The sequence below is a fragment of the Amycolatopsis acididurans genome (genome assembly GCF_012328925.1).
Taxonomy (GTDB): Bacteria; Actinomycetota; Actinomycetes; order Mycobacteriales; family Pseudonocardiaceae; genus Amycolatopsis_E; species Amycolatopsis_E acididurans.
Genome location: NZ_JAAXLS010000001.1, coordinates 472,610 through 488,496, shown reverse-complemented (window position 1 = coordinate 488,496; position 15,887 = coordinate 472,610). Strand labels below are relative to the sequence as shown.

General features: G+C 70.4%; 15 protein-coding genes. 4 read left to right on the top strand and 11 right to left on the bottom strand.

Going from position 1 to position 15,887, the window contains the following annotated elements:
• Nucleotides 1–57: 57 nt before the first annotated feature.
• Together HFP15_RS02455 and HFP15_RS02450 are read left to right on the top strand one after the other, a co-directional pair.
• Nucleotides 58–1,347 (top strand): homoserine dehydrogenase, encoded by a 1,290-nt coding sequence (locus HFP15_RS02455; protein WP_210716620.1) that lies wholly within the window; start codon nt 58–60, stop codon nt 1,345–1,347.
• Nucleotides 1,344–2,687, top strand: coding sequence for a GntP family permease (locus tag HFP15_RS02450; RefSeq protein ID WP_168510868.1), 1,344 nt, complete (start codon nt 1,344–1,346; stop codon nt 2,685–2,687). Before HFP15_RS02455 ends, HFP15_RS02450 begins: the two co-directional genes overlap by 4 nt.
• A gap of 5 nt (nt 2,688–2,692) precedes the next feature.
• Here the strand turns inward: HFP15_RS02450 and HFP15_RS02445 are convergent, their stop codons facing one another.
• Both HFP15_RS02445 and denD read right to left on the bottom strand, forming a co-directional pair.
• Nucleotides 2,693–3,868: a 4-hydroxybenzoate 3-monooxygenase gene (locus tag HFP15_RS02445; RefSeq protein ID WP_168510866.1), complete on the bottom strand. Its 1,176-nt coding sequence runs from the start codon at nt 3,866–3,868 to the stop codon at nt 2,693–2,695.
• 32 nt (nt 3,869–3,900) lie between these two features.
• Nucleotides 3,901–4,890 carry a D-erythronate dehydrogenase gene (gene denD, locus HFP15_RS02440; protein ID WP_168510864.1) on the bottom strand — a complete coding sequence of 330 codons (990 nt, stop codon included), beginning with the start codon at nt 4,888–4,890 and terminating at the stop codon, nt 3,901–3,903.
• Between the two features lie 136 nt (nt 4,891–5,026).
• Here denD and HFP15_RS02435 point away from each other — a divergent pair, with 136 nt between their 5' ends.
• On the top strand, nt 5,027–6,163 hold the full coding sequence (locus tag HFP15_RS02435) for a glutathione-independent formaldehyde dehydrogenase (protein WP_168510862.1): 1,137 nt from the start codon (nt 5,027–5,029) through the stop codon (nt 6,161–6,163).
• Between the two features lie 45 nt (nt 6,164–6,208).
• Here HFP15_RS02435 and HFP15_RS02430 read toward each other — a convergent pair whose 3' ends face one another.
• The 7 genes from HFP15_RS02430 to HFP15_RS02400 form a co-directional block, all read right to left on the bottom strand.
• Complete coding sequence (locus HFP15_RS02430; protein WP_168510860.1) at nt 6,209–6,622, bottom strand: CBS domain-containing protein; 414 nt, start codon at nt 6,620–6,622, stop codon at nt 6,209–6,211.
• A gap of 17 nt (nt 6,623–6,639) precedes the next feature.
• Entirely contained in the window at nt 6,640–7,587 is a 948-nt protein-coding gene (locus HFP15_RS02425) for a zinc-binding dehydrogenase (protein ID WP_168510858.1), read from the bottom strand.
• 123 nt (nt 7,588–7,710) lie between these two features.
• Nucleotides 7,711–8,700, bottom strand: a complete 990-nt coding sequence (locus HFP15_RS02420; RefSeq protein ID WP_168510856.1) for a transketolase family protein — start codon at nt 8,698–8,700, stop codon at nt 7,711–7,713.
• Complete coding sequence (locus HFP15_RS02415) at nt 8,697–9,563, bottom strand: transketolase (RefSeq protein ID WP_168510854.1); 867 nt, start codon at nt 9,561–9,563, stop codon at nt 8,697–8,699. The genes HFP15_RS02420 and HFP15_RS02415 overlap by 4 nt, the downstream gene beginning before the upstream one ends.
• 17 nt (nt 9,564–9,580) lie before the next feature.
• Complete coding sequence (locus HFP15_RS02410) at nt 9,581–10,888, bottom strand: MFS transporter (protein ID WP_168510852.1); 1,308 nt, start codon at nt 10,886–10,888, stop codon at nt 9,581–9,583.
• An 18-nt stretch (nt 10,889–10,906) separates the two neighbouring features.
• Nucleotides 10,907–11,755 (bottom strand): NAD(P)-dependent oxidoreductase, encoded by an 849-nt coding sequence (locus tag HFP15_RS02405; protein WP_168510851.1) that lies wholly within the window; start codon nt 11,753–11,755, stop codon nt 10,907–10,909.
• Between the two features lie 66 nt (nt 11,756–11,821).
• Nucleotides 11,822–12,520, bottom strand: a complete 699-nt coding sequence (locus HFP15_RS02400) for a FadR/GntR family transcriptional regulator (protein ID WP_168510849.1) — start codon at nt 12,518–12,520, stop codon at nt 11,822–11,824.
• 200 nt (nt 12,521–12,720) lie between these two features.
• On the opposite strand from HFP15_RS02400, the gene HFP15_RS02395 reads away from it, so the two are divergent.
• Nucleotides 12,721–13,677: a cyclase family protein gene (locus tag HFP15_RS02395; protein ID WP_246271253.1), complete on the top strand. Its 957-nt coding sequence runs from the start codon at nt 12,721–12,723 to the stop codon at nt 13,675–13,677.
• 41 nt (nt 13,678–13,718) lie between these two features.
• Here HFP15_RS02395 and HFP15_RS02390 read toward each other — a convergent pair whose 3' ends face one another.
• A complete protein-coding gene (locus HFP15_RS02390) occupies nt 13,719–14,378 on the bottom strand; it encodes an isochorismatase family protein (protein WP_168510847.1) in 660 nt (219 codons plus the stop codon).
• Nucleotides 14,375–15,844, bottom strand: a complete 1,470-nt coding sequence (locus HFP15_RS02385; protein WP_168510845.1) for an AMP-binding protein — start codon at nt 15,842–15,844, stop codon at nt 14,375–14,377. Before HFP15_RS02385 ends, HFP15_RS02390 begins: the two co-directional genes overlap by 4 nt.
• Between the last annotated feature and the right edge of the window lie 43 nt (nt 15,845–15,887).

The window sequence follows — 15,887 nt, the reverse complement described above, 5'->3', positions numbered from 1 at the left end:
AATTTGTACATCTGATGTTACAGTGATCGAATCCAGCTAGCACTGCGAGGACCGATGGTGATCCAGCACGAAAGAATCAATCGAGGCGACCCCATCCGAGTCGCCCTGACCGGCGCGTGCGGCGGTTACGGCCGCACGCTGCTGGCCCAGCTCAAAGCCGTCGGCGACATGACACCGGCCGTGCTCGTCGACCCGGACGTCGACGGCGTGGGCGGCATGCTCGCCGAGCTCGGCCTCTGCGGCATCCCGGTCGCCGCGGACGGCTCCGCGATCGACTGGTCCGATGTGGACGTGCTGGTCGAGGCCACCGGCCGCGTCGGAGCCGGCGTCGGCTACGCACGCGCCGCCATCGACCACGGCTGCCACGTCGTCATGGTCAGCAAGGAGGTCGAGACCGTCGCCGGGGTGGGCCTCGCGCGCGCCGCCGCCGAGGCCGGTGTGCGGTACCTGCCCGGCGACGGTGACCAGCCCGCGAACCTGATCCGGCTGCTGTCCTGGGTCGAGCGCGTCGGACTGGAGGTCGTCGCGCTCGGCAAGTCCGCCGAGTACGACCTCGTCTTCGATCCGGCGGCCGGTACCGTCACCCAGCTCGACACGACGATCGACGCCCCCGGCATGTCGGATCTGCTGCGGCTGGGCGAAAACCCGCGCGAGACGCTGATCCGGCGAGCCGCGCTGGTGGACTCGCTCAAGCGTCGCGCGGCCGCCGACTACTGCGAGCTGACCGTGGTGTCCCAGTACACCGGGGCACCCGCGGACCACGAGGAACTGCACTATCCGGTCGCCCGGCCCGCCGAGCTGGCCGACGTCTACGCCGAACGCGAGCACGGTGGCGTCATCGAACATCCCCGCTCGCTCGACGTGTTCTCGGCGCTGCGGCTGCCCGGCGAAGCGAGTTTCGCGGGCGGCGTGTTCGCGGTCGTGCGCACCGGCGACCCGGAAACGTGGCGGATGCTGGCGGGCAAGGGCCACGTCGTCAGCCGCGACGGCCGCTACGCGTGCGTGTTCTGGCCGTATCACCTGATGGGCGTCGAGACGCCGCTGACGATCACGGCGGCGGTGCACGGCCCCGGCGTGCCCGCACCGGCGCGGCACTCGATCCTCGCCGGGCGCACGGCCAGGGCGTTTCGCGCCGGGGACGAGTTCGCCGTGCACGGCCACCACCACGAGGTGGACGGGGTCGATCCCCTTGTCCGGCAGGCGAAACCGGACGACACAGTGCCGTTCTACCTGCTCGGCGGCGCGCGCCTGGTGCGCGACGTCCCGGCCGGCCACGTGCTGGAGTTCGGCGACGTGACCGGGTTCGACGAGACCGCGACCGAGCTGTTCCGGGGTGCGGCCCGATGACCGCGAACGAACTGCACCTGATCTTCGCCGTCGTCGCCATCGCGCTGGTCGTCGTCGCCATCGCCAAGCTGAAGATGAACCCGTTCCTGGCGCTGCTGCTCGGCGCTGTCCTGCTCGGTTTCGCCAGCGGGCTCGGCGTCGACGGCACGATCGGCGCCTTCGAATCCGGCTTCGGCGACACCCTGTCCGACACCGCGCCGGTGATCGGGCTCGGCTCGCTGCTGGGCGCGATCATCACCGGCACCGGCGGCGCGAACCGGATCGCGGACGCGTTCCTCGGCAACCGCCCCGCGAAGTGGATCCCGATCAGTATCGCGGTCGCCGCGCTGATCATCGGGCTGCCCAACATCTTCGACGTCAGCTTCGTGATGCTGGTGCCGCTGGTGTACGCGCTCGCCCGGCGGACGAACAGTCACCTGCTGTTCGTCGGGATGCCGCTGGCCGCGGGCCTCTACACCGCGCACGGGCTGCTGCCGCCGCACCCCGCGCCGACCGCCGCGGTGAGCGCGTACCACGCGAGTTTCGGGCTGACGCTGGCCTTCGGCCTGCTCGTCGCGGTCCCGACGATCCTGCTCTGCGGTCCCCTGCTGACCCGGGTGGCGGGCCGCTGGTTCGGTCCCACCCCGGATCTGAACGCGGGTCCCGCGACGGGCGCGGAGGTCAAGACCGAACACCAGCCGCCGTTGTGGCTCGCGCTGGGTGTGGTGCTGCTGCCGCCGGTGCTGCTCGTGATCGGCGCGTTCGGCGTCGACAACACCGGCGAAGGCAGCGTCGCGCACACCGTGTTCTCGTTCTGCGACGACCCGGTCGTCGCGCTGCTGCTGTCGGTCGTCGTCGCGATGATCGGACTCGGCCGCACCGCGGGGATCAGGGACGGTGCGCTGCAGAGCATCGCCGCGTCCGGACTCAAAACCGTCGGCCCGGTGCTGCTGATCGTCGGTGCCGGTGGCGGGCTCGCCGAGATGCTGGCCAAGACCGGGGTCAGCGACGTGATCGTCGACTTCGCCCAGGGCTGGCACATCCCCGCGCTCGTGCTGGCGTGGGTGATCGCGGCGCTGCTGCGGATCTGCCTCGGCTCGGCCACGGTCGCGACCGTCACCGCGGCCGGGATCGTCGCCCCGATCGCGGCGGCCGATCCGTCGATCTCCGCGGAACTGCTGGTGCTGGCCACGGCCTCAGGCGCGGTGATGCTCTCGCACGTCAACGATTCCGGGTTCTGGCTGTTCAAGGAGTACTTCCAGCTGTCGGTCAAACAGACCTTCCGCACCTGGACGCTGATGCTTTCCCTGCAGTCGGTGATCGGCCTGGCCGGCGTACTGGTGCTGTCGATCTTCGTGTGAGACGGCTAGAAACCGATCGGCAATCCGGCGTAGTTCTCCGCGAGGCCGGTTCGTCCGGCCTCGCTGGCCGCCACCCAGCGCAGTTGTGACAGCTGCAACTGCTGGTCGAAGGGATCGCCGGACTGGTGCAGCATCGTGGTCATCCACCAGGAGAAGTGGGTGCAGCGCCAGACGCGGCGCAGCGCGGTGTCCGAGTAGGAGTCCACAAGGGACGAGTCCTTTTCGGACAGGAACGCGGCCAGCGCCGGGGCCAGCAGCGCGACGTCGGCGACGGCGAGGTTGAGTCCCTTCGCGCCGGTGGGCGGCACGATGTGCGCGGCGTCCCCGGCGAGGAAGAGCCGTCCGTGCCGCATGGGCTGCTGCACGAAGCTGCGCATCGGCAGCACCGACTTCTCGGTGATCGGCCCCGGCGTGAGCGTCCACCCGTCCTGCCCGTGCCCGAGCCGGGTGGCCAGCGCGTCCCAGATCCGGTCGTCGGACCAGGTGCCGATGTCCGTGCCGTTGGGCACCTGCAGGTAGAGCCGGCTCACCGTCGCCGAGCGCATCGAGTGCAGCGCGAAACCGTCTGGATGCCAGGCGTAGATCAGCTCGTCGGTCGAGGGCGCGACGTCGGCGAGCACGCCCAGCCAGGAGTAGGGATAGGTGCGTTCCCAGGTCTGGCACACCGCGTCGGGCACCGCCGCCCGGCACGGGCCGAACGAGCCGTCACAGCCGACCACGACGTCGGCGTCGAGGCGCTCGGCCCTGCCATCGGGTCCGGTGAAGGTGACGTAGGGCTGGTCGGTCTCCAGATCGTGCACCGCCGTGCCGGTGACCTCGTAGCGGATCTCCTGGCCGGCGGCCGCGCGGGCCTTGCCGAGGTCCTTGGTGACCTCGGTCTGCCCGTACACCGTGACGCTGCGGCCGATCAGGTCGACGAAGTCGAGGTGGTGGCGCTCGTGCGGCCACTGCAGGTAGATACCGCGGTGCTCGTCGCCCTCGCGCCCGAGCCGCTCCCCCAGCCCGGCCTCGCGCAGCAGGTCCACAGTGGACTGTTCGAGGATCCCGGCGCGGATCCGCGCCTCGACGTAGTCGCGCGAACGGGTTTCGACGATCACGGACTCGATGCCCGCGTTGTCGAGCAGATGGGACAGCAGAAGCCCGGCGGGGCCGGCACCGACGATGGCGACCTGAGTACGCATGGCGAAAGTCTGCGTTCTCACGCCCGATTAGCCTAGCCTGTCTTCCATTGAACGGAATTCTGGTAGGCCCGCACGATGTCGTCGAAGGACGGTTCGGCGGTGAGGCCGAGCGCGTGCGCCCGCGGTGTGTCGAACACGGCGGGCCAGCTGCGCACGATCGCGCCGATGGCCGGGTCCTCGGTCCAGTCGATCAGCTCGCTCGTGGCGGACCCGGTGACACGGTCGAGCGCCGCGGCCATCTCCCGTGGCGTCGTGGTGAGGGCGGGCAGGTTCGTCGCGGTACGGCTGCCCCACGTCGCGTCGTCCACCTCCGCGGCCCGCGCGAGCCCGTCCAGGGTGCGGCGCGGCGAGGACAGTGCGACGGCGGTGTCCGGCGGTACCGGGCAGACCGCGCGTTGTCCGGCGAGTGGTTCCCGGACGATGCCCGACAGGAAGCTGGACGCGGCCGCGTTCGGCTTGCCGGGCCGCACCGACACGGTCATCAGCCGCACCGAACGGCCGCGGACGAATCCTTTGCGGGTGTAGTCCGCCACGAGCTGTTCGCCGATGAACTTCTGGATGCCGTAGCTCGACTGCGGGCGCGGCAGCGTGTCGTCGCCGACCACGCCCAGCGGCGGCAGTGCCGGGTCGTTGCCGAACACCGCGAGCGAACTGGAGAACACCAGCACCGGCGGGGTCCGGTGCCGCCTGGCGTACTCCAGGACGGCGCGGGTGCCGTCGACGTTGGTGCGCATCCCGAGATCGAAATCCGCCTCGGCCGCGCCGCTGACCACTCCGGCGAGATGGAACACCGCGTCCACCTCGCCGAGCCCGCCGACCGCGCCCGCCAGCTCGCCGACGACCGGCCGCACTCGCGGGTCCGCACGCAGGTCGGCGGGTGGCTCGGCGAGATCGGCCAGTACCAGCTCGCCGATCTCCCCGGGAGCCGAGCCACCCAGCGCGACCGGTCCCGCCAGCAGCTCCCTGGCCAGCAGGGAGCCGAGGAATCCCGCGCCTCCGGTGATGAGGATCCGCCTGCTCATACCGCCTCCAGCCGGTCGGTCCGGGTTCGTGGTGCGCACCACCGACGCCGCGACGATAACGGCTGCCACGTGCGGCGGGGGTTTCCGTATCGGGTCACCGGGTAGGTCGCGAAGAGCGAACCGACAAGGAGGAGTCATGAGAGCTGTGGTGTACCGGGGACCGCGCGAGGTGACCGTCGAGCAGGTACCCGATCCCGAGATCCAGCAACCCACGGACGCGATCGTCCGGATCACGACCACCAACATCTGCGGCTCCGACCTGCACATGTACGAGGGCCGCACCAACGTCGAGGACGGCAAGATCCTCGGCCACGAGAACATGGGCATCGTCGAGGAGGTCGGCAGCGCGGTCGGCCGGATCAAGGCCGGTGACCGGGTCTCGGTGCCGTTCAACATCGGCTGCGGAGCCTGCGTCAACTGCGAAAGCGGCTGGACCTCCTACTGCCTGCGCACGAATCCGGTCGAGGGCATGGACGGCGCGGCCTACGGCTACGCCAGCATGGGCCCCTACGACGGCGGCCAGGCGGAGTTCCTCCGCGTGCCCTACGCGGATTTCAACCTGCTCGAACTCCCGCCCGGTGACGAGCACGAGAACGACTTCACGATGCTGTCGGACATCTTCCCCACCGGCTGGCACGGCACCGAACTCGCCGGTCAGCGGCCCGGCGACACGGTGGCGGTGTTCGGCGCGGGCCCGGTCGGGCTGATGGCCGCGCACAGCGCGATGCTCCGCGGCGCGGCCGAGGTGCTCGTGGTGGACAAGGAGCCGGACCGGCTCGCGCTCGCCGGGAAGATCGGCGCGCGACCCGTCGACTTCGCCAAGGGCGATCCGGCGCAGCAGATCATGGACGCGACCGGTGGCCGCGGCGCCGACTGCGGGGTCGAGGCCGTGGGTTACCAGGCACACGACCCCGCCGGCGAGGAGCATCCGGAACTGGTGCTGGACAAGCTCGTCGAGTCCGTGCGCTCCACCGGAGGGATCGGCGTGGTCGGCGTGTACCTGCCGCAGGACCCGGGTGCGGTCACCGAACAGGCGCAGCAGGGCCGGATCCCCTTCGAGTACGGCACGTTCTTCAGCAAGGGCCAGCACATGGGCACCGGGCAGTGCCCGGTCAAGCGCTACAACCGGCACTTGCGTGACCTGATCATCGCCGGGCGGGCCACGCCGTCGTTCCTCGTCTCGCACGAACTCGGCCTCGACCAGGCGGCCGAGGGCTACGAGCGGTTCGACAACCGCGAAAACGGCTGGACCAAGGTTCTGTTGCGGCCGTAGAAAAAGGCCTGGTCCCGGCACGCCGGGACCAGGCTCTTTTCATGGTCAGCTCGAAATGGCTTCGACCAGATCGCCGACCTGGGGATCGTCGAGCGCGCGGGCGACGTCGGCCTGCGCGACCATGCCGACGAGGTCGTGCCCGTCGATCACCGGCAGGCGGCGCACCTTGTACCGGCTCATGGTGCGGAAGATCTCGTCGGCGTCGTCGTCCGCGCCGATCGTGACCGCCTCGCCCTGGGCGAGGTCACCGGCAGGGATCGCCCGCGGGTCCTTGCCTTCCGCGAGCACCTTCACCACGATGTCGCGGTCGGTGAGCATGCCCTTGAGCCGGTTGTCCTCGCCGCAGACCGGCAGCGCGCCGACGTCGAGTTCGGCCATCCGCTTGGCCGCGTCGAGGACCATCTCGCTCGTGCGCACGCACGCGGTGTCGGTGGACATGATGTCCCGTGCCTTCGTCATAGTGACTCCTTCCGGCCTCAGGTGAGGCTCAGTACCGTCTTTCCCCTGGCGTGTCCCGAATCGAGGCGTTCGTGTGCCTGCCGGACCTGGTCGAGGGGCAGCACGTCCCGCACGACGGGCCGTACCTGGCCGCGGTCGAACAGCGGGGTGAGTTCCTCGAGGCGGCGGCGTTCGCGGGTCAGCATGATTCCGTGCAGCTGCTGGTTCTGCTGGTACAAGCGGGTGAGCTGCCCGGCGGGCGGCAGCACGGTCGCGATCCGCCCGAACGGCCGTGCCGCGGCGGAACTCTTCACCAGGTTCTCGCCGCCGACCAGGTCCAGCACCGCATCGGCGCCCACGCCGCCGGTGTGGTCGAGCGTGATCTGGACCGGGTCGTCGTCGTGGTAGTCGATGGGCACCGCGCCCAGCTCGCGCAGCAGGTCCTGGCTGTCCGGGCCGGCCGTGGCGAGCACGAGCGCCCCGGCGGCGACGGCGAACTGCACCGCGAACGAGCCGACACCACCGGCCCCGGCGTGCACGAGGACGGTCTCCCCCGGGCGGACCGCCAGCCGCCGCACGATGGCCTCCCACGCGGTTCCCCCGGCCAGCGGCACGGCGGCGGCCTCGACGTGGCTGAGCGCGCGTGGTTTCGGTGCCACGATCGATGCCGCGACCACGTTGTAGTCCGCGTAGCTCCCGGCTTGCGTCAGCTCGGGGGTGTAGAACACCTCGTCACCCGCGGCGAACTCGGACACCCCGGCCCCGGCGGCCTCGACCACGCCGGACACGTCGCCGCCCAGCACCGCGGGCAGCGGCAGATCGGGCATCACCACGCCCTGACGGATCTTGGCCTCCACCGGATTGGTCCCCGAGGCGAGCACCCGGACGAGCAGCTCCCCCGGCCCAGGTGTGGGCTTGTCGACCTCGCGCAGGTCGAGGACCTCCGGACCACCGAATCGTTCGATCAGTACCGCTCTGGTAGCCATGGCCACGGCCTACCCGTGACCGAGCGGGTCAAACGCCTGGTCATGGACACTGAAGGCATGACAAATCGCCCGCGGCCGGACGACGAGAGCGGAGGACCGGTCGGGCCCTCCACCCTCGCGGGATTACCCGAGTTCGCCGAGCACCTTCTGGGTGATCGCCGAACGGGAAAGGCCGTAGCGCTCGTGCAGTGTGGGCAGCGCACCGGCGGCCAGGAACTCGTCGGGCAGCGAGATCGGCACGATCCGCTTGCCAAGGCCCGCGCTGACCACGGCCGAAGCCAGCGTCTCGAACAGCCCGCCGACCACGGTGTGGTTCTCCAGCGTCACGACCAGCCGGTCGGTGCCGACCTCGGCCAGCACCGTCTCGGTGTCGAACGGCTTGATCGTGGGCGTGTGCACGACCGCCACGTCGACGTTGTGCTTCGCGAGATCTTCGGCGGCCTGCAGGGCACGCATCGTCATCAGTCCACTCGAGACGAACACGACGTCGTTGCCGCCGCGCAGCACCGCGGCCTTGCCGAGCTTGAACTCGTAGTCGTACTCGTCGAGCACGGTCGGGACCTTGCCGCGCAGCAGGCGGAGGTAGGTCGGCCCGTCCGAGGCCGCCAGCTGCGGCACGGCCTGCTCGATGTCGACCGAGTCGCACGGGTCCACAATGGTCAGATTGGGCATGCCGCGGAAGATCGCGATGTCCTCGGTGGCCTGGTGACTGGGCCCGTAACCGGTGGTCAGGCCGGGCAGGCCGCCGACGATGTTGACGTTGAGGTTCGGCTCGGCGATGTCCAGGCACAGGAAGTCATACGCCCGGCGCGCCGCGAACACCGAGTAGGTGGACGCGAACGGCACCAGGCCGACCTCGGCCATCCCGGCTGCGGCGCCGAACAGCAGCTGCTCGGCCATGCCCATCTGGTAGAACCGGCCGGGATGCGCCTGGGCGAAGATGTGCATGTCGGTGTACTTGCCCAGGTCGGCGGTCAGCCCGACAACGCGCTCGTCGCGTTCGGCGAGCGCGGCCAGCGCGTGCCCGAACGGCGCGCTCGCCGTCTTCTGGCCGGGGTCGGCGAAGGACGCGATCATCGCCGATGTGGTGAGGCGTTTGGTGGCGGTGCTCATCGTGCTCCCTCGTAGCCCTCGGTCAGCTGTTCGCGGCACAGCTGCCATTCGTGCTCGTCGATGCGCATGAAGTGCGCCTTCTCGCGGGTTTCCAGCAACGGGACACCGCGGCCGATCCGGGTGTCGCACAGGATCACCGACGGCTGCTCGTCCGGCCGCGCCCGCTCGGCGGCCGCATCGAACGCCGCGAGCAGGGCGTCCACGTCGTTGCCGTCGACGCGCTGGGTGAACCAGCCCGCCGCTTCCCACTTCTCCTCGGCGGGCTCGATGCTCAGCACGCTCGAAGTCGTGCCGTCGGCCTGCAGCGCGTTCATGTCGACCATCGCCGTGATCGAGCCGAGCCGGTGGTGCGCAGCGCCCATCGCGGCCTCCCACGTGGAGCCCTCGTCCAGTTCGCCGTCGGAGAGGAAGTTGAACACCCGCGAGGACGATCCCTGCGCCCGCAGGCCCAGCGCCATGCCGACGGCGACGGTCAGGCCGTGTCCGAGCGAACCGCCCGAGATCTCCATGCCCGGCGTGTAGGAGGCCATGCCGGACATGGGCAGCCGCGAGCCGTCCGAGCCGTAGGTCTCCAGCTCCTCGACGGGCACGACACCCGCCTCGGCCAGCGCCGCGTACAGCGCGATGGCGTAGTGGCCGGTGGAGAGCAGGAACCGGTCGCGCCCGGCCCAGTGCGGGTCCTGCGGGCGCAACCGCAGCTGGTCGGTGTAGGTCACGCTGAGCATGTCGGCGACACCGAGCGCCTGGCCGACGTAACCCTGGCCCTGCACCTCGCCCATGTTCAGGATGTGGTGGCGCATCCGGTGGGCCGCGGCACGCACCTTTGCGGCCCTGGTCTCCGGCGGGGCGTCCACTGTGGTCATCGGCTTCTCACTTCCCTTCAGGCCAGCGCCGAGTCCGGCTGGCCGGCGTGCGTTTCCGCCCGCTTGACGGGCGCCGTCTCGCAGGTGAGCGCCGCGACCGCGGTCGAGATCACCCCGAGCAGGACGAACAGGACGGCGGGACCGGTCCAGCCCAGCCAGCCGTAGAGCGCGGTGGCCAGGAACGGCAGCAGCCCGGCGACGACCGAGGCGCCGTTGTAGCCCAGCGAGATCCCGGACGAGCGCACCTCACGCGGGAACTGCTCGGAGAACCACGAGGACTCCACCGCGAAGATCGGGTCGTGGCTGAACAGCAGCCCGAGCACCACCGCGAGCATGACCATGGCGGCCACGCCGGTGTTGACGAGCAGGAACATCGGGAAGCCGAACGCCATCGTGAACACCGCGCCCAGCAGGAACACCGGCTTGCGGCCGATCCGGTCGGACAGCGCGCCGAAAGCCAGGTGCGAGACCAGCCCCAGCGCCGAGCCGATGATGGTGCCGACGAGGACGTCCTGTTTGCTCGCCAGCGACGCGAGCACCACATAGGACAGCAGGAAGCTCGTCGTCACGTAGTAGCCGCCGGTCTCGGCCATGCGCAACGCGATGATCTTGCCGATCACCCGCCAGTCCCGGCGCAGCACCTCCAGAGCGGGCGCCTTACGCACCTCGTTGTTGCGCTGCATCTCGGTGAACTCGGGCGATTCGCCGACGTTCATCCGGATGAACATGCCGGTGGCGATCATGACGAGGGAGAACAGGAACGGCGCGCGCCACACCCAGTCGCCGTGGAAGATCGCCTCGGAGGCCAGGAACGCGCCGTTCGCGAGCAGCAGGCCTGCCGGGATGCCGATCTGCGGCACGGCTCCGAAGAAGCCGCGCCGCTTCGCCGGTGCGTGCTCGATCGACATGAGCACGGCACCGCCCCACTCCGCGCCGAACCCGATGCCCTGCACGATGCGCAGCAGGATCAGCAGAATCGGGGCGGCGATACCGACCTGGCCGTAGGTGGGCAGCACGCCGATCAGGATCGTGCCGATGCCCATCAGCATCAGCGACCAGATGAGCACCTTCTTGCGTCCGAGCCGGTCGCCGAAGTGCCCGGCGAGGTACCCGCCGAGCGGGCGGAAGAAGAACCCGACCGCCAGTGTGGCGAACGAGGCGAGCACGCCGATCAGTTCGTTGCCGGTGTGGAAGAACACCGAGCCGAAATAGGCGGCCGCGGCGGTGCCGTAGATGAAGAAGTCGTAGCTCTCCACGGCGGTGCCGATCATGGAGGCGACCGACACGGTCAGCGGGTTGTCGCGCCCGCCGGACACAGACGACATTGCCTGCTCCTTCATTGCTCAGTAGGTCTCGATGACGCGGGAGTCGTCGCGGGTGGCGAGCCCGGCGTCGGCCGCTTGCCGGTAGCGCCGGCGCGCGAGGTCGAGCAGGGGCGTGTCCGCCCCGGAGGCGCGGGCGGCGTCGGCGACGAGCCCGCTGTCCTTGACGAAGATGCCGATGGTGCTGGTGACCTCGACGTCGGTGCCCTGGAGCATGCGCGGGCCGCGGTCGGAGAGCATCCACGAACCGCCGGCGCCCTGCTCGACGAGGGAGAGGACCCGGTGCTGGTCCAGGCCGAGCCGTCCGGCCAGCGCGAGCGCTTCGGCGGCGGCGACGATGTGCACCGAGCACAGGTGCTGGTTCACGACCTTGATCGCCTGTCCCGCGCCGATGTCGGCGCCGACCTCGCGCACGGTGCCGAAGCGCTCCAGGATCGGCCGGACGGTGTCGATGCCGGTGCCGGACGCGAACAGGGTCAGCTCGCCCGTCTTGGCCCGCGCGGTGCCGCCGGTGACCGGCACGTCGAGTACGCCCGCACCGGCGGCGGCGAGGCGTTCTCCTTGCTGTCGCACGGATTCCGGGCCGACGGTGCTCATCACGATCCACGTCTGGCCGGATACCCGGCCCGCGAGTGCCTCGGTCACGAGGGTGTCGAGCTGGTCCGGCGTCGCGACCATGACGACGACGAAACGGGCGCGCGGCGCCGCGCTGATCGACGCGACCGCGGCGATGCCTTCGCCCGCGGCCCATTCGCGGGCGGCCGGGAACGGGTCGACGGCCGTCACGGGGAAGCCGCCGGTTGTGAGGCGGCGGGCCATGTGGCGGCCGATCGCGCCGATGCCGACGAACACGACCTCGGGTTCGCTCATGGGGAACCTTTCTTGGCAGCACAATCCGGCGCCCGCTACGGGACGCGTGGTTTTCACGGGAAGTTTTCAGTGTTCGCCGGTCAGCGAGGACCACACCTCGAAGTGGCGGCGCATCGCGACCCGCGCCTCCTCGCCGTCGCGGGCACCGACCGCGTCGACGATTCCATAGTGGACGGTGTCGATGATGCGGGTCGCCCCGTTCGCCAGCGGTTCCCGGTCGACCGCGGCCCGGCGGCGCTCGACCACCTCGTCCCGCAGGACGTGCGCGAGCCCGTCGTAGAGCAGCGTGAAGATCGGGTTCTGGACGACGAGGAAGAGCTTGCGGTGGAACTCCAGGTCGGCTTCGAGGGCACGGGCGTCGTCGCCGGCGGTACTGGCCGCGACCATCTCGTCGACGAGCGCGCGCAGGGTGTCCACGTCATCGGCGGTGGCCAGCCGCGCGGCCGACTCGGCGACGGTCAGTTCGAGCATCTCGCGGGCGGTGCGGAACTGCGTGCCGGACAGGTGGCCGAGCTGGCTGGACAGGTCGAAGTAGAGCTGGATGAAGCTGGAGTCGGGCACCCGCAGGAAGGAGCCGCGGCCCTGGACGCGGACCAGGAATCCGAGCATCTCCAGCATGGACAGCTGTTCGCGCAGCGCCCCGCGGCTGATGTCGAGCGACTCCACCAGGTCACGCTCGGTAGGCAGCCGTAGCAAATCGCTACCTTCCTCGGCTGTCGCCTGCGCGGCGAGGCTGCGCACGAGGAACGACAGGTCGACTCCCACCAGCGCCTACCTCCATGTCCGCATTGGTTTGACCAATGACGGAAGGTTAGCCGTCGGTGAGGAGAAGAGTCAAGGCATGCGGCGAGATTGGTTTAACCAAAGCGAAGCTGTGGGTGTTACGGGGCGTGCACCTCTAGTGTCGTGCCAGATCAGGGGGCCTTGGGGGCTCGAACCGCGTGACCGGAGGAGTCGATGCTGAAATGACGGCAGGGCGAGGCATGCCCACACAGGACGACGTGCTCGGTTACTTCGACACGCTGTCGAACTGGGGACGGTGGGGCGACGACGACGAGCTCGGCACCCTGAACCACATCACCGACGACGTCCGGCTGGCGGCGGCGCGGGCCGTGCGCCACGGCAGGAGCGTGTCGTGCGCGTGGGAGGTCGCCGTGCCGGAGGAGATGGAGCGGTCGACGACGGCGTGCCCGTGCGCCGCCGACATGCCCGGTGCCGAGCACATGCCGGCGCCCGGGTTCCGCAACGACCGCCGCTGGGGCTTCTCCAACGAGCGGCTCGGCATCATGTTCCACGGCAACACCATCACCCACCTCGACTCGCCGTGCCACATCTTCTGGGACGGCACGATGTACAACGGGCGGTCGCACTCGATGGTCGACGCCGCGACGGGATCGGCGTGGGCGACAGTCACGGCGGCCGCGAACGGGATCATGACGCGGGGTGTCCTGCTGGACGTCGCGAAGGTCCGCGATGTGCCGTGGCTGGAACCGGGCGAGGGCGTGTTTCCCGAGGATCTCGAGGAGGCCGAGCGCCGTCAGGGTGTGCGGGTGCGACCCGGCGACGCGGTACTCCTGCGGACCGGCTACGGCCGCGCCCGGCACGAGGCCGGTCCGGCCGGCGGTTTCACGCAAGCCGGCTGGCACGCGTCCTGCCTGCCGTGGCTGCACGAACGCCAGGTCGCGCTGATCGGCGCTGACACCCCGCAGGACGTTCAGCCCTCGGGGTACGAAGACGTGCTGATGCCGGTGCACGCCGTGAGCCTCGTCGCGATGGGTCTGTGGCTGCTCGACAACTGCGACCTGGAGGCGTGCGCCACGACGGCCGCCGGGCTCGGCCAGTGGGACTTCCACCTCGCGGTCGCGCCGGTCCGCTTCGCCGGTACGTCCGGCAGCCCGGTCAACCCGATCGCCACCTTCTGACCGCGGGACCCGGCCGCGGTCAGGCCGGCGTCCGTCGCTGCCTACCCCGCCAGCAGCCCCGCGAGCTCCTCCGTCGTGCCGACGCGGCCGAGGAAGTGGGCGATGTCGGTCAGCGCGAAGCGGTGTACCTCCTCGGCGCTGTAGGAGCCCCACCCGGCATCGGAGAGCCCGACGGTGGCGGTCGCGTCGGAGACGAAGTAGACGGCGAAATCCCGGAACAGCGCGTCGCGGGCGGTGGCCTCACAGCAGGAGTGGGTGGCCACGCCCGTGATGATCACCGAGTCGATGCCGCGCCGGCGCAGGAAGTTCTCCAGGTCCGTGCCGTAGAACGCCGAGTACCGCCGCTTGACGAGGAACTCGTCGGTCGCCGGGTCGAAGTCGATGTCCGGGTGCAGCTCGACCCCGGGCGTGCCTTCCACCAGTGCCTTGCCGGAACCGGTCAGCGGATGCAGGTAGCGCACCATGCCGAGGTCGGCGCCGTCGCGGTGGTGCACCTGCGTCGTGCACACTACCGGCAGCCCGCGACCCCGCGCCAGCCCGATGAGCCGGTTGATCCGCGGGATCAACGCCCGCCCGTCGGCGCATTCGTACGGCGCGCCTTCGCGCAGGAAGTCGTTCGTCATGTCGATCACCAGCAGCGCCGCCTTCTGCGGATGGAACGGCACTTCCCGGTCGGTCATCGCCAGCACGTGCTCGGTCATCGTGTTCCTCCTTCTTCCGCGTCCCACACTGTGGGCGGCAGCCCCCGGTCCCGCAACGGCGCGCGGACGACCTTGAGACTTCCGTTGCGCGGCAGGTCTTTTTCGACGCTCACGTACCTCGGCACGGAATGCCGCGGCAGCCGCGCGGCGCAGTGGGCGCGCACGGCGGCCGGATCGAGGGTCTCCCCCGGCGCGGGCACCACCACCAGCAGGACCTCGTCCTCGGTGAGTTCCGACGCGACCCCGACCGCGGCGGCCGCCGCCACCCCCGGCATCGACGCCGCCGCCTCTTCCACGCTGACCGCGCTGATGTTGATGCCCCGCCTCCGGATCACGTCGGCGGAGCGGCCCTCGAAGTACAGCCAGCCGTCCTCGATCCTCGCCTGGTCGCCCGTGCGGAACCAGCCGTCGCGCCAGGCCGCCTCCGTCGCGTCAGGATCGCCGAGGTATCCGGTGAAGGTGAGGTCTGGACACTGTGGACGGACAAGCAGTTCGCCGTCGGAGACCCGCACCTCGTATTCGGGCACGGGCCGGCCCGCCGCGCCGGGACACAGTTCGTCCACCGGGGTCGTCGCCACGTCCCCGAGTTCCGTGCAGGCGTAGGCCTGCAGCAACCGCACGCCGAACCGTTCGGCCATCTCGTGCACCAGCCAGGCCGGGGCCGGGCCGCCGTAGGCACGCCGGACCGGGTGCGAGCGATCCCGCTCGTGCTGCCGCAGCAGCATCACGCACACCGCACCCATGAAGTTGAACGCCGTGACACCCTCCGCCCGCGCCATGTCCCAGAAGCGGCTCGCGGAGAACCGGCGGCCCACCACCAGCACCGAGCCACCCAGCAGTGCGGGCAGGAAGGCGGCATGCCGGGCGTTGATGTGCTGCCAGGGAAAGAAGTTGTACAGCACGTCCGAGGAGTCGTAGCGCATCGCCCGTTGCACGCGCCGCGCCTGGCCGAGCCCCGCCCCGTTCGGCAACACGGCGCCCTTCGGCCTTCCCGTGGTTCCGGAGGTCGTCATCACCAACGCGGGTGTGCTCAGCTCGGGGACGAATCGCGGCAGCGGCCCGTCACCACCCAGGTCGCCGATGACCACAGTGGACTCCGCCAGCCCGGCGAGATGCGGTTCTCCGCCCAACCGCGCGGAATCGGCGATCGTCGCCACGCAGCCCCCGGATTTCGCGAGCTGTCGCGCCCAGCCGGCATCGAGCTCGGCGGGCAGCGGCAGTTCGACCGCGCCCAGCATCGACAGCGCCGTGGTGAGCGCGACCGCCTCGGGCCCGTTGCGCACCGCCGTCGCGACGAGATCACCGGGGCCTGCCAGGCGGGTCAGTCCCCGCGCGATCGCGGTCGCCCGCTCGGCCAGCCGGGCCGCGGTCCAGCCGGGTTCGCCCGCCGGCCGGATCACCTCGTCGCCGGGCGCCGTCTCGGCACGGGCGAGCACGGCCTCGGCGAACGAACGGACCGGCGTCATAGCCGCACGCTCCCCCGCGCGGGCACACCCCGGCAACGGGCCT